The sequence below is a fragment of the Vogesella sp. LIG4 genome, assembly GCF_900090205.1.
In the GTDB taxonomy this organism is placed as follows: domain Bacteria; phylum Pseudomonadota; class Gammaproteobacteria; order Burkholderiales; family Chromobacteriaceae; genus Vogesella.
This window is the reverse complement of the sequence record NZ_LT607802.1, coordinates 3,033,758-3,058,320: the sequence shown is the minus strand read 5'-3', so window position 1 is coordinate 3,058,320 and position 24,563 is coordinate 3,033,758. Positions and strand designations below refer to the sequence as shown.

At 61.5% G+C, this 24,563-nt stretch carries 20 protein-coding genes; 15 read left to right on the top strand and 5 right to left on the bottom strand.

The features are described from left to right. Nucleotides 1-64: 64 nt before the first annotated feature. A complete protein-coding gene (locus PSELUDRAFT_RS14320) occupies nt 65-2,761 on the bottom strand; it encodes an autotransporter domain-containing protein (protein ID WP_088967472.1) in 2,697 nt (898 codons plus the stop codon). A gap of 612 nt (nt 2,762-3,373) precedes the next feature. Between PSELUDRAFT_RS14320 and PSELUDRAFT_RS14315 the strand changes: the two genes are divergently transcribed. Beyond that, complete coding sequence (locus PSELUDRAFT_RS14315; protein ID WP_197693878.1) at nt 3,374-4,381, top strand: helix-turn-helix domain-containing protein; 1,008 nt, start codon at nt 3,374-3,376, stop codon at nt 4,379-4,381. A gap of 266 nt (nt 4,382-4,647) precedes the next feature. Further along, nucleotides 4,648-5,154, top strand: a complete 507-nt coding sequence (locus PSELUDRAFT_RS19480; RefSeq protein ID WP_157725139.1) for a hypothetical protein — start codon at nt 4,648-4,650, stop codon at nt 5,152-5,154. Between the two features lie 723 nt (nt 5,155-5,877). Here the strand turns inward: PSELUDRAFT_RS19480 and PSELUDRAFT_RS19475 are convergent. The 4 genes from PSELUDRAFT_RS19475 to PSELUDRAFT_RS14290 all read right to left on the bottom strand — a co-directional run bounded on the left by PSELUDRAFT_RS19475 (nt 5,878) and on the right by PSELUDRAFT_RS14290 (nt 9,068). Then, nucleotides 5,878-6,261 (bottom strand): hypothetical protein, encoded by a 384-nt coding sequence (locus PSELUDRAFT_RS19475; protein WP_157725138.1) that lies wholly within the window; start codon nt 6,259-6,261, stop codon nt 5,878-5,880. A 160-nt stretch (nt 6,262-6,421) separates the two neighbouring features. Beyond that, entirely contained in the window at nt 6,422-6,898 is a 477-nt protein-coding gene (locus PSELUDRAFT_RS14300; protein ID WP_088967469.1) for a peptidylprolyl isomerase, read from the bottom strand. Nucleotides 6,899-7,252: 354 nt separating this feature from the next. Next, complete coding sequence (locus PSELUDRAFT_RS14295; protein WP_157725137.1) at nt 7,253-7,867, bottom strand: outer membrane protein; 615 nt, start codon at nt 7,865-7,867, stop codon at nt 7,253-7,255. Between the two features lie 772 nt (nt 7,868-8,639). Further along, a complete protein-coding gene (locus PSELUDRAFT_RS14290; protein ID WP_157725136.1) occupies nt 8,640-9,068 on the bottom strand; it encodes a hypothetical protein in 429 nt (142 codons plus the stop codon). A gap of 835 nt (nt 9,069-9,903) precedes the next feature. Between PSELUDRAFT_RS14290 and PSELUDRAFT_RS14285 the strand changes: the two genes are divergently transcribed. From PSELUDRAFT_RS14285 to PSELUDRAFT_RS14225, 13 genes are all read left to right on the top strand, one after another. Then, entirely contained in the window at nt 9,904-11,067 is a 1,164-nt protein-coding gene (locus PSELUDRAFT_RS14285) for a type II secretion system F family protein (protein ID WP_197693877.1), read from the top strand. Nucleotides 11,068-11,087: 20 nt separating this feature from the next. Further along, nucleotides 11,088-12,791: a GspE/PulE family protein gene (locus tag PSELUDRAFT_RS14280; RefSeq protein WP_088967465.1), complete on the top strand. Its 1,704-nt coding sequence runs from the start codon at nt 11,088-11,090 to the stop codon at nt 12,789-12,791. Beyond that, the gene (locus tag PSELUDRAFT_RS14275) at nt 12,772-13,635 is read left to right on the top strand and encodes a hypothetical protein (RefSeq protein WP_157725135.1); all 864 of its coding nucleotides are present in this window, start codon (nt 12,772-12,774) and stop codon (nt 13,633-13,635) included. The genes PSELUDRAFT_RS14280 and PSELUDRAFT_RS14275 overlap by 20 nt, the downstream gene beginning before the upstream one ends. Further along, nucleotides 13,632-14,162 carry a hypothetical protein gene (locus tag PSELUDRAFT_RS14270; RefSeq protein ID WP_088967463.1) on the top strand — a complete coding sequence of 177 codons (531 nt, stop codon included), beginning with the start codon at nt 13,632-13,634 and terminating at the stop codon, nt 14,160-14,162. The genes PSELUDRAFT_RS14275 and PSELUDRAFT_RS14270 overlap by 4 nt, the downstream gene beginning before the upstream one ends. Further along, nucleotides 14,159-14,722 (top strand): hypothetical protein, encoded by a 564-nt coding sequence (locus PSELUDRAFT_RS14265; protein ID WP_088967462.1) that lies wholly within the window; start codon nt 14,159-14,161, stop codon nt 14,720-14,722. Before PSELUDRAFT_RS14270 ends, PSELUDRAFT_RS14265 begins: the two co-directional genes overlap by 4 nt. Before the next feature lie 2 nt (nt 14,723-14,724). Continuing rightward, on the top strand, nt 14,725-15,303 hold the full coding sequence (locus tag PSELUDRAFT_RS14260; RefSeq protein WP_088968514.1) for a hypothetical protein: 579 nt from the start codon (nt 14,725-14,727) through the stop codon (nt 15,301-15,303). A 141-nt stretch (nt 15,304-15,444) separates the two neighbouring features. Beyond that, nucleotides 15,445-17,580, top strand: coding sequence for a type IV pilus secretin PilQ (locus PSELUDRAFT_RS14255; RefSeq protein ID WP_197693876.1), 2,136 nt, complete (start codon nt 15,445-15,447; stop codon nt 17,578-17,580). Between the two features lie 6 nt (nt 17,581-17,586). Further along, entirely contained in the window at nt 17,587-18,123 is a 537-nt protein-coding gene (locus PSELUDRAFT_RS14250) for a type II secretion system protein (protein WP_088967460.1), read from the top strand. Nucleotides 18,124-18,130: 7 nt separating this feature from the next. Then, nucleotides 18,131-18,520, top strand: a complete 390-nt coding sequence (locus PSELUDRAFT_RS14245) for a type IV pilin protein (RefSeq protein WP_088967459.1) — start codon at nt 18,131-18,133, stop codon at nt 18,518-18,520. A 41-nt stretch (nt 18,521-18,561) separates the two neighbouring features. Next, complete coding sequence (locus tag PSELUDRAFT_RS14240) at nt 18,562-19,116, top strand: type II secretion system protein (RefSeq protein ID WP_197693875.1); 555 nt, start codon at nt 18,562-18,564, stop codon at nt 19,114-19,116. A gap of 448 nt (nt 19,117-19,564) precedes the next feature. Beyond that, entirely contained in the window at nt 19,565-20,872 is a 1,308-nt protein-coding gene (locus PSELUDRAFT_RS14235; RefSeq protein WP_162291265.1) for a ferric reductase-like transmembrane domain-containing protein, read from the top strand. Between the two features lie 477 nt (nt 20,873-21,349). Then, nucleotides 21,350-22,885 carry a multicopper oxidase family protein gene (locus PSELUDRAFT_RS14230; RefSeq protein ID WP_088967457.1) on the top strand — a complete coding sequence of 512 codons (1,536 nt, stop codon included), beginning with the start codon at nt 21,350-21,352 and terminating at the stop codon, nt 22,883-22,885. 88 nt (nt 22,886-22,973) lie between these two features. Next, nucleotides 22,974-24,551 carry a multicopper oxidase family protein gene (locus PSELUDRAFT_RS14225; protein WP_197693874.1) on the top strand — a complete coding sequence of 526 codons (1,578 nt, stop codon included), beginning with the start codon at nt 22,974-22,976 and terminating at the stop codon, nt 24,549-24,551. Nucleotides 24,552-24,563: the final 12 nt, after the last annotated feature.

Sequence of the window (24,563 nt, the reverse complement as noted above, 5' to 3'; positions counted from 1 at the left end):
AGTACGCCATACCGCTGGGCGTGCCCCAGGGAGGCACGCCCAGCAGCTTAGCGCTTCAACCGGCTCAGAACAGCTTGCGCAGGCGCAGGCTGATGGTTTGGCCCATGTAGTGCGGCGCGGCCTGCAGGTCGTAGCGGGCAGACAATGTCAGATTGTCGCTCTTCAACAGGTTGACCCCGAGCGCCAGCTCGCCCATATCCGCCACGGGCGTGGCGCCAAGAGTGGTGAAGCCGGTTTCCCCGGTGCTGTCTGCCGCGTAGCTGGCGGTGGTGGCCATCCGGCTGCGGTTGTACTGGTGCGTCCACAGCAGTTGCGCGTATGGCACCACTTCGCCATAGCTGGACTGCAGGGTTTTCTCCAGCTTGCCGCCCAGGCTGCTGCGTACCGCTTCGTTATGCGTGGACTGCACTGCCAACGCTGCGCCGTTGCCACCGGTTTCGGTGTAGCCATCCTGATGCAGGTAGCTGTAGCTCAGGCTGGCCAGCGGGGTCAGCGTCATGTTTCCTGCCAGGGCAAGCGGGTAACCGAACTCAGCCTTGCCCACGTATTGCTGCCCCTTGTAGTCGGCATGCGCCTGGCCGGCGAAGCCGCTGAAGCTGATATCGCGCGTCGAGCGGTAGTCATGCTGCAGCACGCTGGCCGACAGGTTGAGGTACCACGGCGAGCCGATATAGCTGGCATAGCCGATCAGGCCGTAGGCATCGACACGGGAGGAGCTGCCGGCCAGGTTGTCTGCGCCGTCGACCGAGGTCGAGCTATAGCTGAACGCACCACCGGCACGCCAGCGTTCGGCAAAGCCGCGGTCGGCCCCGAGCACTATCCCGCTATAGTTGGCGCTATAGCCGCTGACTTGGTCGATCATGCCCTGGTGGGCATGGCCGCCGAGCAGCTGGCCCCAGGCGCCCCACTCCAGCGGGCTATCGCCGGTGGCAACACCGCTCTGGCCATTGGTCTGCGCCAGCCGCAGGGTATCGGCATGCGCCCCGACCACGCTCAGGGTATCGAAGGTGGCCACCGACGTGGCATTGCCGGCACTGAAGTTTTGCGAGGGGGCGAGCTGTGCGCCGGCACGGTTGGCCTCAGCCGTCGAGCCAATCGCCAGCGAGGCGTTGAACAGCCCCAGCAGGCCGCTGTCGATACCGCTGTAGTTCTGCAGCCCGTTCAGGGAGGAGACGGCAACCGGAGTCGTCGGCCTGGCTGTGCCCGACGCCGCCGAGCCGGCATTCACGACCGTCACCACCAGGTCGCTGTTAGCGCCGGATGTAACATCCGCGCCGGTCAGCACACTGCCAGTGGCGCCTTTGATCGAATAGTTGAGCGTGCCTTCGTTGTAATTGGTGCCGCTGCTGGACGCGTCGATCACCACAAAGCGCTGCCCGGCGGCAAACGCATAGCTGCCGGTTTTCTGCAGCGCCACCGACGAACCCGACGCAATCGTCGCGCTGCCGGACACCACCAGGCGGCCATAGCCGCTGTCGTCCGCGATCGAGCCGGTAGCCACCGCTCCGTCCGCCACCCCGATCTGCAGCGTGGCACTCGCCCCCTGGCTGTAGTTGCCGGTGATGGAGAGCGGATTGTTGACCTGCAGCGTAGCGCCGATGTTGTTCACCGCGTTGCTGCCAACGTTGATGTTGTCGTTGAGTAGCTGATTGCCGGAACTGAACACCACATTGGATGCGGTGTTGCTGATGGTGCCGATGGTGCCGCCGTAACCGGTCAGCGTGCCGAAGGTACTGCCGGAGCCGCCGCTGACGGTAAGATCATTGGCAGAAGCATTATGGATATTGCCCGCGATAACGCCGGTATTGCTGATCTGGCCAATGCTGCCGTAAGTGTCGTTGTAAATCGCATAACTGCTGCCACTGATCGTGCCGCTATTGTTCAGGGTGCCGATGGCGCCAGAGTTGTATATGCCGCCACTGCTACCGCTGATTGTACCGCTGTTGGTCAGCGTGCCGATGGAGCCGCCATTGCTGATGCCTGTGCCGCTACTGACGCTGATTAGCCCGCTGTTGCTCAGGGTGCCAATGTTGCCATTGTTGTTGATGCCACTGCGGCCGGTGCTGATCGTCCCGCTATTGCTCAGCGTATTGATGGTTCCTCCATTGTCGAGGCCATTGTAACCGCTGAGCGTCCCGCTATTGGTAAGGGTGTCGATGAGGCCCGCATTATTAATGGCAATGTAGCCGCCAATGATCGTCCCGCTATTGCTCAGCGTGCCGATCGTACCCGTGCTTTTGACCCCCGAAGTTGAAGAGCTGATCAAACCGCTGCTTTGATTGTTCAAAGCAGTTATCGAGCCATAGTTGACAATAGCGGTGGTACCACCGGAATCACTAGACGTACTGATGGTGCCGCTGTTGTTCAGCGTGCCAATCACGCCTACGTTTGTGAGTCCTGCGACTGCCCCGCTGATCAAACCGCCACTTTCATTATTCACAACGGCGATCGATCCTATCGAACCACCGTTGGAAAAACCAATACCCCCCCAGCTGTTGCCGCTGATGGTGCCGCTGTTGGTCAGTGTCCCCACCGAGCCAGTAGAAACATACATCGCCGGGGAAAAATTCACCGACGAGGTAATGGAAGTGGTGACAGTGCAATCACCCGCACTCCAGCTAAGCGCAGAGCTTACCGGTGTATCCACCTGCGGGCAGGACGTTCCAGCGTTCGCGTTGATGGAGACGATCCCTGTCAGGGCTGCCGCAATGGCTAGCACGAGTGTTTTTTGCTTTGGGTAGTGGCCGCCGCCGGTTTTCATTGCTTCCCCTTTGTGTAGTAGGAGGTTGGTAATTCGTGTATTTGCCCCTCCCATATCGCGCAAGCGCGGCCTTACGCGCTAATTGACGCTTTCGCTTTGCAGCGGGATATAGAAGGTGTCCCCAAGCGTACAATCGGCGGCGCGCACCCCACTTGACCGTGCGTCTCAATTTGAATCGGCTACCCCGGCTTCTTAACCAAGTCATTGGATGGTTGCCGAACGTCTCCAGCCGATTCGGCCACTGAATGTCCCTTCCTGTTACCCCTTCCCCTGAGGCCTGCCCCCCACCACCCGTGGTTTGGCTGCATGGCCACCAGCTGACTTGGCTCCGGTAGCAGAATTCACGCAAGGCGGTGCGAAACGGAGAGCCACGCTTGCCATGGCCCCCACGCTGCATTACCTTGCGTGCTTTAAACTGATGTCAGGGTTCATTGCTATTCAAGAGCCCGATCAATCACACCCTGGTGCGCCGCGGGCGGGCCGCTCAATAGGCGATTCGGCCACACGGAGCGAATCAAGACAGGATGAAAATCAGCGATGAGTGCTGCTTTGAACGATGACCCACCACACACGGCGATACCGCTAAGCAGCTTGTTGTTGCCGGAGCCGCCAATGCTCGCTCCCGGCATCGTGCACAGCGACTTCAGCGTGCAAGGCGATGCCCGCCAAAGCTTCCTGGCCTGGCAGGAACGCATGAGCCCGGTCTATGACATACAGCCGTCGTCAAGGCAGGCGGAGGATATGTTTGATGCCTCGCTGTCTCGTTACACCATCGACAATCTGAGCATCTTCGACTTTCGCACCGGGCCAACCCTGGCCGTACGATCCTTGGGGCGGGTGTCGACCGAGAGCATTCGCGACATCACGTTCAGCATATTTCTTGAAGGGCCGCCGGCGCAGTTCCTGGGCGGCAGGCAGCAACCTGACGCGTCGCACACAGCTCCCGGGCCAAGCATTCTTGCGCTGGATATGGACCAGCCGTGCACCATCCGGGGTTTTCATGGCCGGATGCTGCTGCTGTTTGTGCCGCGCGCGCTGGTGGAAAAGTCCTTCCCTGATGCGGCCGCACTACATGGCCGCTGGGTTCACGCATGCACTCCGGTGACGCGGCTGCTGATCGAGCATGTGGTGGCGTTAAGGCGCCAAATCGTCGGGCTGAGCAAGGAGGAAGCGCATCAGTCTTTCCTCACTGCGGTAGAGCTCATCGCTGCGGCGTTCCGCCATCAAGCGGGCCTTGCCGGCGACGCCCGTGCGGCGGTGCGTACTGCCGTCTACGGGCAAGTACGGCGACATGTCGAGGCCAATCTGCGTAACCCGAACCTGACGCCGGACAGCGTTCTGGCATCGCTACATCTCTCACGTGCCAGCGTGTACCGGCTATTCGAGCATGAAGGTGGCCTGGCCGCTTATATCCGCAACCGCAGGCTGCGCATGGCAGCCGATCAACTGGTGCGCTTTCCGCATAGGGAAGTGCAGGATATTGCCTGGGGGCTGGGCTTCAATGATGCGTCGAGCTTTACGCGGGCATTCCGTCGCGCCTTCGACATCGCGCCGCGCGAGTTGCACGAGTACGCACCGTTGCTCCAGTGCGAACATACAAGGCGGGAACGCTTCACATAAGGGCGCCTCGAAAAACCCTGGTTTCTAAGCGAGACAAGGCGCGAACGAAAAATTCCGACGCAGCATATAGTTGATATGTAAGGAGGAATTTTTCGTGAGCAACGCAGTATCGCGACGAAAGTGGGAGTTTTTCGAGGTACCCATAAGGCAGCCGCCACAGCCATGGCTGCTTGCAGCCGGCGAGCAACGCGGCTCGCCGCACAGGCATTACCCGCGTCGCCATCTCCGATGCCGAACAAGCAGGCCGCGACCAGTTGGTTCACTGAATGCAGGCGCTGGAGCTGCAGCTGGAGATAGACCAGATCGGCAATATCTTTGGCATCCCGCCTGCGGCCAACGTTTGCGCGGATGCCCACCCGCTGCTGCGGGGCTCGTATATCGACACCGTAAAAACCGCGGCATCCGCAGCTATCAACTTGCAAGCCGCATTATCCTCATGTCCTGTAAATCCATGGCTAACCATGTCGTGTAAATTTGGCAGTTTGCTTGACCGCCCAGTCTGCTCAGTCCTCCTGATTACTGCATCACCAATTATTTATCACCGATGCAATAAAAACACGGAACGCGCAAGAAACTTAATGGCAGATAAATTGTCAACAAAGGACGGCGACATCTTTATCAATGCCGCCGCATTTATGAATGCCTTGATTCAAGCTGCGATATTCATAAGAATATTTTCCGTACCTTCGGCCGAATATTTCTGCCACAGAGACATGGCAGCGGTGACCTTCGGGATTTTGGTGATTTCATTCAGCACATCAGTGTATTTTTGAGGTTGCATTGTTGATCGGCACCCCAGAATCACCCTCCCCATTTACCCATCTTCAAGTTATTTAATAACAACCATCTCTGCGATGGCCGTTCACCCCATTGGAGGATTGAAAATGCGCTATCTCATTCTTGCGTTGTCCTTGCTGTTTTACCCGGCAAGCTCACTTTATGCCCAGGTTACCATCGGCATTGGCGTGGCACTGCCTGGCATCGATATCGGCATCAACTTGCCCATATACCCATCCCTGGTCAGAGTACCTGGCTATCCGGTCTACTACGCCCCCCAGGTGGACGTAAACCTCTTCTTTTATGATGGCCTGTATTGGGCATACGAGGATGACCGCTGGTATGCAGCCAGCTGGTATAACGGACCTTGGGACGAGGTAGAGCCAGAATATGTTCCACTCTTTATATTACGGATTCCGGTACGCTATTACCGTAGGCCACCGGCGTATTTCAGGGACTGGCGTGAGGATCGGCCGCCTCGTTGGGGTGAGCATTGGGGGCCGGGTTGGGAAAGACGCCATAGAGGATGGGAGCGCTGGAATCTCTCATCCGCTCCACCGGCACCGTTGCCCAACTACCAGCGTAACTACTCGGGTAGCCGCTACCCAGGTTCAGTAGAGCAACAAAATACGATTCGATCCCAGAGTTACCGTTATCAGCCGCGTGAGACAGTCATACCGCAGCGTTTTCAACCGAGAAACCAACAGCAGCAGGAGCCGTCACACCCACAATGGCAGCGGCAGCAAGTGCCGCCCTGGCAACAACAGCAACGGGAAGCACCACAACAGCAGCCACAACAACGGCAGCAACCGCAAGAGCAGCAATGGCAACAACGACAACAGCCACAGTGGCAGCAACAGCAACGACAAGCCCCCCAACAGCGGCAGCAACCGCAAGAGCCGCAGTGGCAACAACGACAACAGCCGCAGTGGCAGCAACAGCAACGACAAGCCCCCCAACAGCAGCAGCAACCGCAAGAGCCGCAGTGGCAACAACGGCAACAGCCGCAGCAGGGCGAACGGCAAGGCAGGCCACGTCCCGACCAGTATCAGCAGCAGCCTGATACGCAAGGCGCGCCGACTCAACGTCAGCAGGAAATGCAACCCAGGAGACACCCGCCTAATATGTGGCCCCCCGAAACAGATCAGTAGGTGGCGCATGAATCAGGAGCAAGTCACCAACGCCAGATGGCAGGTGCGCTTCTGGCAAAAAAAAAGCCCTCCCGGATGGGGAGGGCTTTGTTTGTGTGAGACGGACTTAGTATCAGTGCTGATGCCCGTGCTCGCCATGTACATGCTGGTGGGCAATTTCCTCGGCGCTTGCCTCACGTACATCCACAACTTTGAGGGCGAAGCGCAGGGTTTTGCCGCAAAGCGGGTGGTTGCCGTCCAGCAATACGGTCGGGCCTTTGATCTTGGTGACGAAATAGTAGCGCAGTTGGCCATCCGGACCAGGGCGCTGAATCTGGCCGCCTACCTTGATGCCTGGCGGGAAGTCGGCCTTGGGCATGGTGGTGACCAGTGCTTCGTCGCGCTCGCCGAAGGTGTCTTCGGTAGCAAGTTCCAGCGTGGTTTGAAAGCCTGATTCCTGACCTTCGAGTGCAGCTTCCAGTTTGGGGAACAGGTTGTCGTAATCGCCGTGCAGGTAGGAAACGGGGCTCTTGCCATCGTCGTAAACCAGACCCTGGCTATCTGTGACTTTCATGCGCAGAGTGACGGCGGTATTTTGGGTGATTTTCATGGTGGGCAAAGGCGGATCAATTGAAGCGGGAAGGGTCGCAGTTCAGCGAGAGAGTGTCAACTGGCGGGCGAGTCAGCTCACCCACATCCGCCATGCGCCAAATAAGCACTGCGCGTCATGGCAAGCGCACAACTGCTTGAGTCCATGACGTCCGTACCGTAGCGCAAGCATCCATGCATTGCTCAAGCCACGGGCGATTGTTTCGGCCGGGCACTGGCCATTCAAGCAAAAAAGATCACCCCGCCAAGCGGGGTGATCTTATTTCCTGCCACCTGCCAAATAACTCACCAACCGGGGAAAGACTGTGAGCGCATGAGTTCAAGCAGCTGGAGGTGCGGCTAAAAGGCGATACGTTTAGAAGCGATAGCCCACACGCAGCATGGCTTCGGTAAACGAAGGTTTGCCGTTCGAGAGGTTGGCAGATTCACGGCTCAGGCTGACATACTGCACTTCCGCCCCCAATTCGATAGCGCGCGTGAGTGCATAATTCACGCCAACACCATAACCAATACCCTGATGGTGACGGGTGCCATTACCGACATCGGTATCGTGATATTCCCCTTTGGCGCCGTGGTAGGCCAGCTTGCCATATACCAGCAGATCCGGCTGTACCAGATAGCCCGGCGTAACAAACAGCGACCAATGCTCTTTCAGCTTTACATCCACCGTTTGTGGGCCACCGTCGATGTAATTCACGGTACCAAATTTGCGATCGTTCAGATCATAGCTCGCCCCCAGGCCAATAACCCAGTTACTTCCGGCAGCAATACCGTAATTGAACTGCAGATCGGATACCACATCGGTTTTGGAGCTGGACTGGCCATCCAGGAAACCGCCATACTTAATCTTGTTACTGGAACTGCCCAGGCCAAGACTGATGGAGGGGCCGGTAAAATTGCCTTGCGCAGCAAAGGCAGCAGACATGCAGCACATGGCAACAGCAGACAGACACAAATTAGCAAACTTCATGTAACACCTCAAAATAAGACATTTAAAAATCGCCGCCATTTACCGCACCCATGCAGAATGGCGCCTCTCCACATCGTCACCACAACTCCACCGGCAAGCGGGCTACCAATGCAGCGCTGCCCGGCTGCCCTTGGCAACCCCAGTCAGTAGCGCCTGCTGCCCGCCGTGCGTTTCACGTTCTTGCGGACAGATGAATCCCGACCCTCCAAGTCGACCATCAGCGAGCAAAGACAGCCGGCCAGTACTGCCCGCCCTCTTGATGCTCACATGCCCCGCGCTGTGAAATCCTTCATAAAAGGTAAATTTATGCAAAATTTAGCAATTTTTATAAATTTACAAAACAAGTAGAACTACTTAGGACAAAACAATGTTGATCACCATCAAGCGCTGGTGGTAGGTGGCCGCTGGCGTTGCAGAACAGGAAATGCCTAACAGGCCCTATGGGCAAGGATTGCAGGCAATAACAGAAAGCAGAGACGCTGTAGCAAAAATGCGGAGCACAGTGAATGCGCAAGCTTTCCCCGCTGCTCAGCGGCGCAGGGAAAACCATGATTTTATGTCATTGAGTTTAAAACCAGGAACAAGCAGGCCACAGCCCCACTACATGGCCACCACCCCACCATTACACGGTGCACAGCGCATTGGCAGCACACTAGGCCCTGCTTGAGGTGCCACTCCCAAAACGAAGATACCCCTCACGCGAGGGGCATCTTTTTTGCGCCGCAGCCATTCCTCTCCCGCGAATGGCAGCACGGCAGCGGTTGGCAGGCGCTCAATTCACCTCCAGGGTCTGCTTCATATTGGCTTTGTAGTGCCCGGGTTCGTTGCAGAAAATCAGGTAGCGCCCTTTGGCAAGCATGAAGCGGGCAGTCACGCTCTGGTTCGGGTCGAGGTCCTCAACCCCCACCATGCCCACCAGTTTGTCTTCATCCACTTTCTGGGTTTTTTCGTCATACGGCAAGCCGTTGACATCGTCCTGCCACGGGATGATCAGCACTTCGTGCTGCATGTGCATCGATTTATTGGAAACCTCGAACTCCACCGGGCCGGTCTCTACCTTGTTTTTATCGAGGGTCATGACCATGCCGTTAGGGCCGTCGTTCAACTCAACCTTGACTGCTGCCGGATCTGCATGGGCGACCGAAGCCATCGCTGCGAATCCCAGCATGAGAAGTGAGTAAGTCATTGCATTTAAAGACATGAGAACCTCCTGCCAGTTGTCGATACCTCAAAGAGCCACCACCAGGGCCGGGACAGGGTCACGGCGTCGGCGATGCGCGCTTAACTTGGTATTCGAAATTTCGGCCGCTCTTGTCATTGGGTGGCTTACCCAAAGCACGGTAGGGTATCGCCGCCCTTTTTCCGCGTATCCGGGTTGGCCGCAGCGTTCAGCCGCCTGTGCCGCCAGCGAGCGGGCAAAAAAGTGCCCTCGCACCAGAGGGACGGCGAGGGCGTTGCCAATGCTGATACTACAGGCAGGGAAAGCAAGGGGGACCTTGCATCCCCTATCACCTTAGATGAGCCTGAACCGGTCAACTGCGCCCCACCCCGCCCGCCAGCCGCCGCTGCCCCTGCTTGCGGCCAACCTTTGCCGCCTCACACGCAGGCCGGGCAGTGTTCCTCGCCAGCAAAAACACGCCGCCCAAGGCTTTGCAGCGGCATTTTGCCCACCACGCAGCACCGTACCGTGCCGGCCGCTGGCGCGGAAGCGCCCGGTTGAATGCCCGCTGATTTGGCGGGTAGTTCCCCATCCCTTTCGGCGAACATCCCTACTACTTGTTGCTTTCGGCCTGAACCAAAAATGCAGTGAGCAAATTTGCAATCAACACGGCAAGTCTGCACAGCCAGGGGCTGCCCCGTGCGCGGCGCAGGGCCATTCAGTAGCGGGTTATCCAACAAATGGAAACCAGGTCGAGAACAACAGCATCACATAACAGCGACAGCACATAACGCTGCCGCACACGGGCCTGGTCGCCCAGCCAATGGGGTGGACACGGGTGAAATACGTTCTACGCGTCTTCGATACACGCGGTGCAGTGCAAACGATCCGGATCGAAGGCGACTCTTCAAATGCCGCAGTAGCCAGCGCCAACGCGCGTGGCCTGCGCGTGGTGTCGGTTCGCGCCGACACGCGCCAGCAGGCCCTTCGCCTGGGCCTGGCGGCACTGCCGGGCGCCAGGCTCGATGTCAACCTGTTCGCCCGGGAGTTCGCCGCCCTGCTCGATGCCGGGGTCGGCGTCATCGATGCCCTGCGCACGCTGAGCAGCAACGAGCACAACGAGTCCTCGGCACAGGTGTACCGCAACCTGCTGCGGCAACTGGAGCAGGGGCAACCGCTGTTCCGGGCGCTGGAATCCGTCAGCAGCATTTTCCCCAAGGTACTCATTGCCTGCGTCAAGGCCAGCGAGCAGACCGGAGACCTGTCGAGCAGCCTGAAGCGCTACTCGCGCAATAGCGAGACGCTGCAGGAGCTGCGCGGGCGCGTGGTGGCAGCCGCCATCTATCCGGCGGTACTGCTGGCAGTCGGCATCGCCGTGGTGCTGTTCCTGCTGGGATTCGTGGTGCCCCGCTTCGCCGACCTGCTGGAACACAGTGGCCGCACACTGCCACTGCTGTCGCAGTGGCTGATCGCCTGGGGCAGCATGGTGCATGCACACAGCAGCAGCGTGGCGGCCGCTCTTGCCGCCGGCATGTTGGCCGCAGTGGCCGCATGCCGCCAAAACAGGGTACGCAGCTGGATTGCGGACCGCATCCTGGCATTGCCGGGCATCGGTGCCCATTTCCGCCTGTTCCGCCAATCCCAGTTCTTCCACACCACGGCAATGCTGATCGATGGCGGCATTCCCGCCCTGCAGGCCTTCGATCTGGCCCGCGACCTGATCAGCCGTGCCGACCGCTCCGCGCTGAACGGTGCGATGCAGCAGGTACGCAACGGCGGCAAGGTTTCCGATGCCTTCCAGCAGAACGGGCTTGCCGACGAGATCACCTACCGCCTGCTCACCGTGGCGGAGAAGAGCGGCAGCCTGGGCCCGATCCTGGACCAGGTAGCAAGCTTTCAGGAGTCGAAGGTGCGACGCGCCATCGACCTGATTTCCCGGCTGGTGGAGCCCGCCATGATGGTGGTGATCGGGGTGGTGATCGGCGGAATCATCGTGCTGATGTACATGCCGATCTTCGAGATTGCTTCCAGCATCCAGTAGCGCGACGAGAGGAGAACAAGATGGAACCCAATGCTACGCTGACGCCTCCCCACCGCATCCAGTTTCGCGATGCGCTGCGCTCCCTTGCAGAACGCTACGGCTCGGGCACCCGGGCGCTGGAAGAACTCATGGCGCAGGAGGTGCTTGATGCCGGCGAGATGCTGGCCCTGCTGGCCGAACAGTTCCGCATGAAGCCGATCAGCCTGCGCGAGCTGAACCAGCTGGAGCCGGATTTCGACTTCTTCCCGTTCGTGGAGGCCGCAGCCCGGCTGTGCGTGTGCTTCCGCCAGGGTAACGGCCTGCTGTTCGTGATTGCCGACCCGCTGGATACCCGCACCCGCGGCATCGTGGACCAGCGCATGCGCTCGCAGCCAACCATCCCCTACAGCTGGGCGCTGGCCAATATCGGCGACATCAACGCCTACCTGACGGTGCGGGAAAAAGACGTGCGCGCCATGGATACGCTGGCACTCGACAGCCGTACCCAGCATGCGAGCGCCCCGTCTGCGCTGGCGCTGACCCTGCAGGGCATCAGCAGCGACGACAGCCCGGTGGTGCGCCTGCTCAATTCCACCATCTACGACGCGCTGAAAATGATGGCGAGCGACATCCACCTCGAAAGCCGCGCCCACGGCCTGCTGATCAAGTGCCGGGTGGATGGCGTGCTGACGGTGGTGGCCCGCGCCGAGGGGCGCGATTTTGCCGACCAGGTAATCTCGCGCGTCAAGGTGATTTCCGAGCTGGACATCGCCGAGCGCCGCGTACCGCAGGATGGGCGCTTCAAGGCGAACTACGCAGGGCGCGACATTGATTTCCGGGTGTCGATCATGCCCAACCAGTTCGGCGAAGACGCCGTGCTGCGCATTCTCGACCGCTATCAGTTGTCGCAAACCGACGGCGGGCTGACGCTGGAGGCACTGGGCTTCGAAGAAGCGCACACCCGTTTCATGCGCTCACTCGCTGCCATGCCCTACGGCATGCTGCTGGTCACCGGGCCTACCGGCAGCGGCAAGACCACCACGCTGTACGCCATCCTCACCGAGATCAACGACGGCCTCGACAAGATCGTGACCATCGAAGACCCGGTGGAATACCAGCTGGGCGACATCCTGCAGATTCCGGTGAACGAAGCCAAGGGCCTCACCTTTGCACGCGGGCTGCGCTCCATTCTGCGGCACGACCCGGACAAGATCATGGTCGGCGAAATCCGCGATTCGGAAACCGCGCAAATCGCCGTGCAGGCGGCCCTTACCGGCCACCAGGTGTTCACCACCGTGCATGCCAACAATGTGTTCGACGTCATCGGCCGCTTCACCAATATGGGCGTCGATTCCTACAGCTTCGTCTCCGCCCTGAACGGCATCGTGGCGCAGCGCCTGGTGCGGCAGTGCTGCCCGGACTGCGCCATCGAAGAAGCAGTGGATGCCGACACCCTGCTGCGCTCGGGCATCGACCCCGACCAGGCAGGCAGCTTCCATTTTCACCGCGGCACCGGCTGCGCCTCGTGCCGCGGCAGCGGCTACCGTGGCCGGCGCGCCATTGCCGAGGCCCTGCGCATCAACGACGAGTTGCGCCAGCTGCTGTCGGAACGCGCCCCGCTCATGCAGATCAAGAACTCGGCGATGCACTACGGCATGCAGTCGTTACGCACGGCAGCCGTCGGGCTGGTTGCGCGCGGCGTAACAACTCTCGAGGAGATTAATCGTGTCACAGTCATCGAATAAACCACTGGTAATCGGACTCGGCGCCAGCGATCTTGCCCTCGGCGAGTACCCGGGCTGGCTGCCAACCTGGTACCGGCCAGCGCCCATCACCCCCACCTCCCAGGTCTACATGTCCGAAGATGAGCACTTTACCGAGCAGGGCGCTCTCAATGCCTTGCGCGAAGCGCTGTGGGCCGATGCCGAGGAGCGGGAACACGCGCGGCACAAACAAGCCGCCTATGTCGTGCTGGATGACTTCTGGGCGAACCACGCCATCCTGAGCGGCGACTTTCGCACGCTGCCAGCCCGCGAAGTCGAGGAAATCGTGAAGGCCTACTTCAACGATACCTTCGACCTGGAGGGGCAGTCGCTGGAGATCCGCTTCGAGATCCAGCCTGGCGGGCGAACCCTGTTCACCAGCGCGATGTCCAGCTGGCTGCATGAAGGCATTCTGGAGGTGAGCGCGTCGGCCAACGTCGCGGTCAAGAGCCTGCGGCTATGCCTGCCCGAGATGCTCAATCGCACCCGGCACGCGGTAGACGGCACCCCGGCGATGCTGGTGTTCGTCACCGCCCCGCTATTGCAGGCAGTGATGGTCGAGCACGACAACTGGGTTGCGTATGACTCGCTGCGCCTGTTTCCCGGCGACACCGACGATGCCTGGAGGTTGGCCGCACTCACCGAGCAGCTGTTCGAGCGCTCGGCAACAACCCGGCGCGAAGACTGCACCGTGTATCTGTACGGTGCCAGCATCGACCCGGAACCGTTCGAGTCGCGCTTTGCCTGCGTGTTGCCGATGCCGCTGCCGATGCCGGCGCAGGAAAACGGCTCCACCGCGCCGCGCCTGATGGAGTACGCAAGATGATGCCCCATCTTTCCATCGACTTTGGCCGGCGGCAGAAAGTGTTCACCACCACCGGCCTGGGCCTGCTGTGCATCGCCGTCGTCTTGTTGCTGCTGGGAGCCGCCGATATCTGGCATGCCTACCGCGAACAGGAACAGGCCAGTGCAGCGCTGATGGCCGCCCGGCACCACCCCACCATCAAGAGAGCCCCGGTCAAGGCCGTGCCGACCGCGGTGGTGAAACAGGAGGAGAAGCAGAGCCGGGCTGTCCTGCGTGAACTCGCCGTGCCGTGGCAGGGCCTGCTGGCCGCCGTCGAAGATTACCCAAGCCATGACGTGGCGCTGATCGGCATCGACCAGGTACCGAGTCAAAGCCTGGTGCACATTACCGCCGAGACCAAGGACGTCGATACCATGATCGCGTACCTGAAATACCTGCAGGGCAGCAAGCTGCTGTACAGGGTGGCGCTGAGCGAATACCGGATCGAGGACAAGGTACCCGGCACGCCGGTACGGTTCCAGATCGCCGCCGCCTGGAGATCGCCATGAAGATGGCACGCATTCTGGACCTGGCACTGACCGTGCGCTTCGAGCTGCAGCGCCTGCTGGGGCTACCCGGGCTGTTGGGGCTGCTGCTGCTGGTCGTCGCCGCCGTGGCGTGGAACACGATTCCCGGCGTGGAGCGCCACACCCGCCACCTGCGCGACGCCGCGCGCATCGAGCAGGCGCGTAAAGCCCACTACCGCAACCCCGCCATCCCCCCCGCCACAGCTCCCAGCGAAGTACTGGTCAGGCTGCCCGAGCTGTTTCCGCCCTTCTCGCAAAACGGTGCGGACATGGCCCAGATCCTGATGCACGCCCGCGCCAACAAGCTCACGCTCGGCGCCGCCCAGTACCAGCTCACGACCGAGCCGAGTGCGCACTTCACCCGCTATCAAGTGGTGCTGCCCATAAAGGATCAGTACGGGTCGATCCGGCGCTTTCTCGCTGCGGTGCTCAACAATATGCCGAACGCCGCCCTGCAGGAAATCCACGTTGAACGCCCCGGCGTCGAGGGTAGCGAACTCGACGCGCGCGTGCGCTTCGACCTGATCTATCGGGCAACATGATCATGAAACCCCTTCTGAGCAAGCGTGCACTGATCACCCTGGCCGGCATCCTGGTCGCGGCACTGGGCTATATGGCGATACCGTCCGGCATCAGCATGCCGATGGCCCCGGCCGACCAGACCGACAGCACCGCCAAACCAGCAACAGCACCGACACCGCTTGTGCCTGCAGCAGTGCCACAGCCTGCGCCAGCGGCGGCCCAGGGCTCGCCCGACGCGGTACCGGCAGCACACGACAAGCTGGCATCGCTGCGCCCGCGCATGTCACCCGACTCGGCCCATGACCCGTTTACGGTGCTTTCCTGGCTGCCACCGCCGCCACCGCCGCCACCCGCACCGGTCGTGCAGCCACCGCCGCCCACCGCACCACCGTTGCCGTTTGCATTCGTGGGCGCATTCGATACCCAGAGCGGAAAACCGCACGTATTTCTGAGCAATGGCGACCGCTTGCTGGTCGTCGCCTCCGGCGACCTGATCGACGAGCAATACCGCGTCGACTCGATCGCGGCGAGCAATGTGGAGTTGACCTATCTGCCACTCAATCAGAAGCAGGTCCTGTCCACCCAGAGTGAGGGCAAGTAAATGGACATCTTATCTTTCGGTCGCCCACTGAGTGACATGGACCGCCCGCCACCCCCAGCCTGCCCGCGGGGGGGAATCGGCTCGCACGCCGGATGCGCCTTGCGCCGAGGCTTAAGCGGTCACCCGCTGCACACGCTGCTTGTGTTTCTCGTCCTGCAGACATTGGCCGGCTGCGCCAGCCACCAGGATCTGAAATCGCTGCGGGATGCCAGCAAGCAGCAACCCACCAATGCCATGGCACAGCTCGACTACCTGCGCGAGCGCAACCTGCAGGTGAATCTGCTGCTCGACCAGGCCGAACAGCTGCGCCAGGCGCAGAAGCTCGACGAAGCCGAAAGACAGGTCCAGTCCGCCCTCGCCTTCGACCCGTCCAGCGAACGCGCGCGCAGGATTGCCGCCGCGATTCAGCTGGACCGCCGCAGCCTGGTAATGCTGCAGGAGGCAGATCGCATGATGAAGCGCGGCTCGTACGCACGGGCCGCCGAGCGCGTGCATGAAGTACTGACGATCAACCCGACCAGCGAGCTGGCCCTGCAGATGCTGGGGGACATCGAGGAAAAACGGCGCCTGCAACGGGCGGAGAAGGAAGACAAGGTTTCCACCTCTTCCATCATGAGCAAGCCGGTTTCGCTGCAGTTCCGTGATGCCAACCTGCGCATGGTGTTCGAAGCGCTGTCACGCACCTCGGGCCTGAACGTGATCCTCGACCGTGATGTCCGCACCGATCTGAAGACCACCATCTTCGTCACCAATGCCCCGCTGCAGGATGTGGTCGACCTGATCCTGATGCAGAACCAGCTGGGCAAGAAAGTGCTGAACGCCAACAGCCTGTTCGTCTACCCGGACAGCCCGACCAAGCGGCAGGAATACCAGGAACTGAAGGTACGCACCTTCCAGCTGACCAATATCGATGCCAAGCAGATCCAGTCGCTGCTGAAGAGCCTGCTCAAGACCAAGGAAGTGGTCGTGGACGAGCACGCCAACACGGTCACCATCCGGGATACGCCGGACGCGATCCGGGTGGCCGAGCAGATGATTACCGCCCAGGACCTGCCGGACCCTGAAGTCATGCTGGAAGTACAGGTGCTGGAGGTATCGCACGACCGGCTGACCGATCTTGGCATCAGCTGGCCGAGTTCATTCTCCCTGTCCACCCCCAGCTCTGCCAGCACCATGGGTGCCTTGCGCAAGCTCAGGATCGGCGACCTTAACGCAAGCGGCCTGTCACTGGGCGCCAACTTCAAGCTCACCGATACCGATGCCAACCTGCTGGCCAGCCCGCGCATCCGCGCGCGCAACAAGGAAAAGGCGAAGATCCTGATCGGTGACAAGGTGCCGGTCATCTCCAATTCGAGCACCCCCAGCACCAGCGGCCCCTCGTTTGCCCAGACCATCCAGTACCTGGATGTCGGCATCAAGCTGGAGGTCGAGCCACAGATCTACCGGGATAACGATGTGGGGATCAAGCTCAACCTTGAAGTCAGCAACATCACCAAGACCATCTCCAGCAACGACACGCAGACGGGGCTCAGCTCGCTGGCGTACCAGATCGGCACGCGCAGTGCGTCGACCAGCCTGCGCCTCAAGGATGGCGAAACCCAGGTTCTTGGCGGGCTGATCTCGGATGAAGACCGCACCACCGCAGACAAGGTGCCGGGCCTGGGCCAGCTGCCGATTCTTGGCCACCTGTTCTCGGATCACAACGGCGACCACGGCAAGACGGAGATAGTGCTGCAGATCACACCGCACATCGTCCGGCCGCAGCTGTCCGCGGATGCGGACATGCAAGAACTCTGGTCCGGCACCGACAGCAATATCCGCACGGAACAACTGCAGCTGGATACCGACGGCAGCAGCGTCACGGCAAGCCAGCCCGGCAATGTAGGAGGCGGCACCAGCGGCGCCGCACTCAAGCGTGACAACGTACCGGGCAATACTGCCAATGCGGTGCCGCCCACTGGCGCGTTTGGTCAGCCGGCGCCGGCTCCGCGCACGACACCGCCACCGGTACCGTATGGCGGGCGCTTCTCGACCACACCGCTGCCACCGCCCACCCCCGTAGCCCCGGCAGCGCCAGCGGCAGCCGATGCAGCAGCCGCGACCAATGGCCCGCCGGATGCCGCTGTCTCGCCGGCCCAGGCGCCCAACCCGGCTCCCGCACCGGCACCCGAGCCCGCTGCAGCGCCCGCCACCCCGTCCGGCATGCCGCCCGCCGGCATGCCGACGATGCCCAGCGATATTCCGAGCGACAACCCGCTCCACCCGATCGGGGGTTAGCCAGCCATGATCTTTCCGCCCTGCTCCGCTCCCGCCCGCCACCGGCACCGACTCCAGCGCCTTGGCTTCACGCTGATCGAGCTGGTGATGACCCTGGCGCTCGTCGGCATCGTGGCGCTGACGGTGCTGCCGTTTTCCGAGCTGATGGTGCAGCGTCAGAAGGAGCAGCAGCTGAGCCAGGCGCTGCGCGAAATTCGCACGGCACTGGATGCATATAAGGATGCCAGCGACAACGGCTTTATCGAGAAGGAGGTTGGCGAGTCCGGCTACCCGCCCACGCTGACGGTGCTGGCCGACGGGGTGAAGAATGCCAAGGACCCCGACGGCAAGCTGATGATGTTCCTGCGCCGGGTGCCGCGCGACCCGTTCTTTGCCGGCGACCCGGGCACGCCGCCCGAAGACACCTGGAACAAGCGCGCCTACGGCGACCCGGTGGACACTGGCGACACGTCGTCGGAAACACAGGATGCCAAGGATGTCTTCGATGTGTCGTCGAAGTCTGATTTTGTCGGCATCAATGGCATCCCTTACAAGCAATGGTGAGGCGCCCATGAAACCCGCCCGCAAACGCAGACCCGCTGGCTTCACCCTGATCGAACTGATGGTGGTGATGGCGATCATCGGCCTGCTGCTGACCATCGCGCTGCCGCGCTACATGCACAGCATCGACCGCGGCAAGGTACAGGTGCAGCAGCAGAATCTGGCGGTAATGCGCGATGCCATCGACAAATACTACGGCGACAACGGCGCGTACCCGGAAACCCTGGACACGCTGGTGGCCAAACACTACCTGCGCAGCGTGCCGCAGGACCCGGTGACCGGTGAGAGCAAGTGGCTTGCCATTGCCTCGCCGGATGACAGCAAACCAGGCGTTTACGACGTGGCGCCCGCCAGCAGCCCGCAGGCCGCCGCGCCGGAGCCCGCAGCGGGCACACCATGAGCCCCCCGCCCACCGCAGTGCAGCGCCAGTGCGGCATGGTGATGCTGGCACTGCTGATTGCGCTGGCACTGATGTCGGTAGCGCTCATGGGGGCGCTGGATGTCTGGGCCTTCCAGCGGCAGCGGCTGCAGGAAGAAGAGCTGCTGTTCGTGGGCAACCAGTACCGGCAGGCGATCCAGCACTACTACCAGGTTGGCCGCAGCCTCCCGGGCACGGTAGACGACCTGCTGGAGGACAAGCGCTTCCCCCTGCCCATGCACCATCTGCGGCGCGCCTACCCGGACCCGATCACCGGCAAGAATGACTGGCAGTTTCTCCGCCTGGGCGACCGCTTCTACGGCGTGTACAGCAGCTCGACCGCAGCAACGATCAAGCGCGCCAACTTCCCCTGGCGCTATGCCGATTTTGCCAATGTGCAAACTTACGATGGCTGGCACTTTTTCTATCTACCGAGAGAGTTGCAACGCCTGGCCCCCGCCTTGGCGCCCTCCGTGCCGCCCACGGCGCAGCCGGGCTCAGCGGCGACAAACAGCCGTCAAAGCATGCCAAACAGTAACGACCACATTTCACTACCCGTTTTCCGGGTCAATTCCTGAGATTTCGCACCCGCTACGGGTAGCGCCAATAGCCGCCTGACTCTCCGCCCCATAGCCGTAGCTCCCCGCCTTCCGGGCATCACTTCACAAGGTCATAAAGTGGCCCTTTCTGATTATTCAAACGTCGGCAAGCCACGCAGACGGCATGGATTTGCGCCGTAATATGCCATCACTTTTAAAAATGAAGAATGATATGTCTATGATTTTAAAGGATTTTTTCTTGCAATAGGTGGAACTTTTCATTTACAGTCGCCCCGCCTCTTTCATCAGAAAGGTCTTACGAATCGCTATACGGGTGCCACAAATTGCACCCGTCACTAGAGGGATCCAGAAGATGCTCTTCACTTCCAAAATCCGTAACCTACGGATAAGCTCGGCGCTCCTGCTGGGCCTACCCTGGGTTTTTGGTTTGGCCGTCCTGTGCGGCCTCAAGGCCCGAGACGGGTTCATGTTTGAATCGTCCGGCCCCATCAACCTCGCCCTGCGCACCGCCCATGCCGCGGGCTGGGGCATGCTGCCGCTGCTTGCCCTGATGTGGCTGCCCGTCATGCGCAGCCTGCTCAACCTGCTCGAAACCACTCGTATCGGCCGCTGGCTGCCGCTGGAAAGCTTCCGCAGCAGCCACCGCCTGTTTGGCTGGATAGCCATTACCATGTCGCTGGTTCACGGCATTGGCTGGCTGGTGTTCGATGCCACGCTGTCCAAGCCATTCCTCGACGCGCTGCTGGGGCAGCCGGCACACGGCACCCAGGGGCTGGTGGCCCTGCTGAGCCGGCTGTGGAGCTCGACCTCCTGCATCAATATCAGCGGCCTGCTGCTAGGCTCGATCTTCCTGCTGCTCGGCTGGACCTCCCGTGCCGCCCGCCGCAAACGCGCCTATGACAGCTTCCAGCGTCGGCACCTGTTCGGCTACATCGCCGGCCTGCTGCTGCTGCTGCATGTGCAACCACCGTTCTGGGGCTGGCTGCTGCTGCCCGTTCCGGTGCTGCTGATCGAGCTATGGCTGCTGCGCCGCAGCCTGCTGCAACGTGGCCTCTATGCCCGGGTGCACCTGGATGCCCCCGGCATCGTCAGCCTCACCCTGCCTAGCAGCATCGAGACCAAGCCCGGCCACTATGTACAGCTGCGCATCCCGACACTGGATGACTCCTGGCATGCGTTCTCGCTGGCGGACTCCGGCGAGACCGGCGGGCAATGGGTCATCAAGATCAATGCCGTCGGCGACTGGAGCACCGAGCTGGCCAAGCTGGCGGACTTTGGTGTGACCAAGCTGGCCGTCGATGTACGCGGCCCCTTTGCCAGCCCGGCTGCGCAAGGGATTCTGAGCACCAACTGCCTGCTGGCATGTGGCGGCATCGGGGTTACCCCGTTCCTGAGCCTGGTGCGCGGCTTCATCGAAAGCGAGCGCGAGCGCATCGTGCACTTTGTCTGGGTGGTACGGCACCCCCAGCTGCTGCACTGGATCATGCCGCTGGCCAATGCGCTGGCGAGACGGCGCCATGTCTCGCTGCACTGGCACCTCTACCTGGACGGGCAGGATGGGCACGATGCCCCGCTGCCCAGCCTCAAGCGCCACGACGGTGAAACGATCAAGGTGCAGCGTGGCCGCCCGAACTGGGATGAACTGCTGAGCCGCATCGCCCAGCACAGCCCGCATCTCTCGACCTTTACCTGTGGGCCGGGTGCGCTGATGGAAGATGTGAAGCGCAGCGCCCAGGCCCTGGGTTGGCCGGTAAGAACCGAAAAATTCGGTTGATGACCTCTGCACGGCCCCCTCTGTCATGGAGGGGGCCGTTTTCCTTCCGGCGTGGGCGCCCGCCTGCGCCTGCCAGCCTGCGCTACCCGCTGCCCCCCACCGCCCACCCGCCATACCGCCCGGCCCTTGCGGCCAACCTTATCGCCCCCTGCAATCTGACGTCCCTACCGTCATGCATGGGGAGGGCACTACCTCATCAGTAGGAGGTTGCCCCATGCCGCCCCCCCCCCCCCCTCTGCTAATACGAAAGCGAATAAGTAAAACGACGTAATTGCGTGCTTACTCAGCACTGCCTTCGCAGTCTTTTTCCACGTTGAACATGATGGGATCGGCGTTCGCACGCCTTGCAATCGCCATGGTCTTTGGCGCAGTCAGCATTGACGAAAGAGGAACGGCCGCAGCGAGTCCGACTCGCCGCTGGCATGGAACATGTTGTCCCGTACGGGCCACGATGGCCGCGCGCAGGAGGGAAGTAATATGTTTAGTCCTCGAACCCATCGCAGCAGCATGGCGATCTTGCTGCTGCTTTTCTGCGCACTGCCTGTGTTCGCGACCTCGTTCCAGGTGCAGTGCCCCACCACAACCAGCGCACACCCGACGCCGCCCGCAGCCGGCAACCCCAACCCGGCAGGCGGTTCGATCAAGTGCCAGCAAATCTCCGGCGGCGATGGCTACGCCACCATGGGGGATGGCACGCAGACCTATATGTTCTCGTTCGGCCCGCTGTCTGGCCTGGGCGATATCGTCCATGGCGTGCCCGGCACCCAGCCGGCGGCGGTGTTCAACCAGGATTCCAGCCTTGTGACGCTCAGCGTGGGTGACCCGGTACCGACCACCACCTACAACGGCGCGGTGGGCCTGACCCCCGACCCGGAATCGGTACCGCCCAACCAGCTGACCACCCACGTCGACGCGCGCCAGATCATGGATGTAGGCGTGATGAACGGCAGTATCCCGGCGCCAACCATGGCCATCGACGAAGACGATGAGTTCTTCCTCACGCTGACCAACGTCGGCATGATCATGCGCCCCGACCTGTTCGAGCAGCATACCGTGCACTTCCACGGCTACCCGAATGCCTCATCGTTCTATGACGGCGTGCCGGATGCCTCGGTTGCCATCAATATCGGTGGCAGCTTCACCTACTACTACCTGGCCCCGGATGCGGGCACCTACTTCTGGCACTGCCACATCACCCCGCCGGAACACCTGCAGATGGGCATGGTGGGCCAGATTTTCGTGCGGCCACGCCAGAACCGGGTCAGCAGCGGCACGCTGTATGCCGGCTTGCAGGCACAGCAGACCGACCTGCGCACCAAGTGCGGCGACGACATCCTGTGCTCCAGCCCGCTGCCCCCGGCCAACGGCACGCTGCACATCAATAACAAGAGCGGCACCCCCACCCTGTACACCTACAACGATGGCGACGGTTCCACCGCCTACGACGTCGAATACCCGATCCAGATCCACGGCTTCGACCCGAACTTCCACTTCATCGGCATGACCTTCAACCCGGAACCGTTCACCGACATGAAGGACAAGTACTTCCTGCTGAACGGTCGCAGCTACCCCGACACGGTGACACAAGGCCCGCTGCAGACACCCTCCGCAGACGGCACCATGCATGCCTCGCAGCCACTGCCGACCATCATCAACATCCCGGTTGGCGGCAAGGCACTGCTCCGGATCTCGGATCTGGATGTCAGCGAGTACCAGACACTGGCCTCGCTCGGCATCCCGATGCACGTGATCGGCGTCAACGCACGCCTGCTGCGCGACTTGTCCGGCAACGACACGACCTACTACTCCAACTCGATCACGATGGGGGGCGGTGAGTCGATGGATGTGATCCTGGATGCCAGCGACACCAGCACCTTCCATGTTGGCGACACCTATTACCTGTACACGCCGAATCTCGACCATCTCTCGAATGATGCCGAGAACTTTGGCGGCCTGATGACCGAGGTCCACATCTGCAATGCGGTGGACCCCGCCTCCAAGTCCTGCACCTAGGAGAACAGTCGTGAGCCACTTCATTAATCACACGTGGATTGCGAAGCTAGGGCGGCTCGCAGCGGCTGCCCTGGCCTTGCTGATCTGCATGACGGCACAAGCCGCCGCGCCGGGCATCACCGGGGGCAACTCGACCCCGCACTTCGACCTGGTCGCAGCGGCGGAGCGCATCAGCCAGCCGGATGGCGCGAGCATTTACTCCTGGGGCTACGGCTGCCACACGGCGCCGGCGGGTTTTTCACCGGCGGCCATCCAGTCCAGCCCGGCTACCGCTGGCGTGGCCCTGGCCGTAAACGTGAGCTGCCCGACCATGCAGATTCCCGGTCCGACGCTGATCGTCCACCAGGGTGACACCGTAACGGTAACCCTTACCAACAACCTGCCCGCCGCCGCCGGCAATACCTCGATCCTGTTTCCCGGCTTCCAGGTCACCACATCCGGCGGCACGCCAGGCCTGCTGACCCAGGAGGCCCCTAACGGCGGTTCGGTGACCTACACCTTCATGGCCACCAATGCCGGCACCCACAGTTACTACAGCGGCACACAGGGCGACCTGCAAGTCGAAATGGGGCTGTACGGCGCGATCATCGTGTTGCCCACCACCGTGCCTGCCGGCTGCCGTGCCATCGGTGCCACGCTGCCGGACGGGCAAGTCGATTTTCGCAATGCTGCGGCAGCGTACAACCACGGCGCCACCTGCTACGACCGCGAGTACCTGTTCCAGTTTTCCGAGATCGACCCGGCGATTCACCAGCAAGCGGAACAGCAGGCCGGCATGGCATGCACGCAAGCCACCGGCTGCATGGACATCCTGACCGAGCTTTACCACCCGGCCTATTTCATGATCAACGGCCGCTCCATGCCGGACGACATGGACCCGAACTATGCCATGCAATATCCGCATCAGCCGTACAACGGCAACCCGCACATGCACCCGGGTGAGCTGGTGTTGTTGCGCATCATCGGCACCGGCCGCTGGCAGCACCCCTTCCACGAACACGGCAACCACGTGCGCATCCTGGCGCGCGACGGCAACCTGATTCTCAGCCAGACCGCCTCGGCAGACCCGATGAAAACGCTGGCCGGGCCGCTGCTGTTCACCACCACCACCACCCCAGGCGAGACGATGGACGGCATCTTCTACTGGACCGGCCGGGGGCTGAACTGGGACGTGTACGGCCATGCCGCCACCGGCCCCGGCAGCGTCTACAACCTTGACCCCTCCGACCCGAAATACGCCGCCTACAACGGCAAGCCGGTGGTATGCATTCCCGATGCCAACGGCTACTACACGGCCGACCCGATGGCGCCCAACTACTACGAGTGGTGCGCTGATCACAACAAGGCGCTGGAAAGCCATCCGTTCGGCACTGTCGCCAGCGGCGGCCCGGTCACCCTGCCGGACGCCAACATCTTCACCAATGGTGCCTGGTACGGCGGCAGCCCCTACCTCGGCCCGGATGCCACCATCCGCGCGGTAGGTGCCACCGGCTCAACACCGCCATCCGGCACCATCGCGAACCCGCCGACATCCGAAGCAGGCTTCGCCTTCATGTGGCACTCGCACAATGAGCGCGAGATCACCACGAACAACATATTCCCGGGCGGCATGATGATGATGATGCTGGTCGATCCACAAAGCTTCGTTATCAACGAAGCCAACTAGCGGCTAGGGAGA

Excerpts from the sequence above, each read along its gene's own strand:
- PSELUDRAFT_RS14320 (WP_088967472.1), bottom strand. The coding sequence starts at position 2,761 with ATGAAAACCGGCGGCGGCCACTACCCAAAGCAAAAAACACTCGTGCTA.
- PSELUDRAFT_RS14315 (WP_197693878.1), top strand. The coding sequence starts at position 3,374 with ATGCTCGCTCCCGGCATCGTGCACAGCGACTTCAGCGTGCAAGGCGAT.
- PSELUDRAFT_RS19480 (WP_157725139.1), top strand. The coding sequence starts at position 4,648 with ATGCAGGCGCTGGAGCTGCAGCTGGAGATAGACCAGATCGGCAATATC.
- PSELUDRAFT_RS14300 (WP_088967469.1), bottom strand. The coding sequence starts at position 6,898 with ATGAAAATCACCCAAAATACCGCCGTCACTCTGCGCATGAAAGTCACA.
- PSELUDRAFT_RS14295 (WP_157725137.1), bottom strand. The coding sequence starts at position 7,867 with ATGAAGTTTGCTAATTTGTGTCTGTCTGCTGTTGCCATGTGCTGCATG.
- PSELUDRAFT_RS14290 (WP_157725136.1), bottom strand. The coding sequence starts at position 9,068 with ATGTCTTTAAATGCAATGACTTACTCACTTCTCATGCTGGGATTCGCA.
- PSELUDRAFT_RS14280 (WP_088967465.1), top strand. The coding sequence starts at position 11,088 with ATGGAACCCAATGCTACGCTGACGCCTCCCCACCGCATCCAGTTTCGC.
- PSELUDRAFT_RS14270 (WP_088967463.1), top strand. The coding sequence starts at position 13,632 with ATGATGCCCCATCTTTCCATCGACTTTGGCCGGCGGCAGAAAGTGTTC.
- PSELUDRAFT_RS14265 (WP_088967462.1), top strand. The coding sequence starts at position 14,159 with ATGAAGATGGCACGCATTCTGGACCTGGCACTGACCGTGCGCTTCGAG.
- PSELUDRAFT_RS14260 (WP_088968514.1), top strand. The coding sequence starts at position 14,725 with ATGAAACCCCTTCTGAGCAAGCGTGCACTGATCACCCTGGCCGGCATC.
- PSELUDRAFT_RS14250 (WP_088967460.1), top strand. The coding sequence starts at position 17,587 with ATGATCTTTCCGCCCTGCTCCGCTCCCGCCCGCCACCGGCACCGACTC.
- PSELUDRAFT_RS14245 (WP_088967459.1), top strand. The coding sequence starts at position 18,131 with ATGAAACCCGCCCGCAAACGCAGACCCGCTGGCTTCACCCTGATCGAA.
- PSELUDRAFT_RS14240 (WP_197693875.1), top strand. The coding sequence starts at position 18,562 with ATGCTGGCACTGCTGATTGCGCTGGCACTGATGTCGGTAGCGCTCATG.
- PSELUDRAFT_RS14235 (WP_162291265.1), top strand. The coding sequence starts at position 19,565 with ATGTTTGAATCGTCCGGCCCCATCAACCTCGCCCTGCGCACCGCCCAT.
- PSELUDRAFT_RS14230 (WP_088967457.1), top strand. The coding sequence starts at position 21,350 with ATGTTTAGTCCTCGAACCCATCGCAGCAGCATGGCGATCTTGCTGCTG.
- PSELUDRAFT_RS14225 (WP_197693874.1), top strand. The coding sequence starts at position 22,974 with ATGACGGCACAAGCCGCCGCGCCGGGCATCACCGGGGGCAACTCGACC.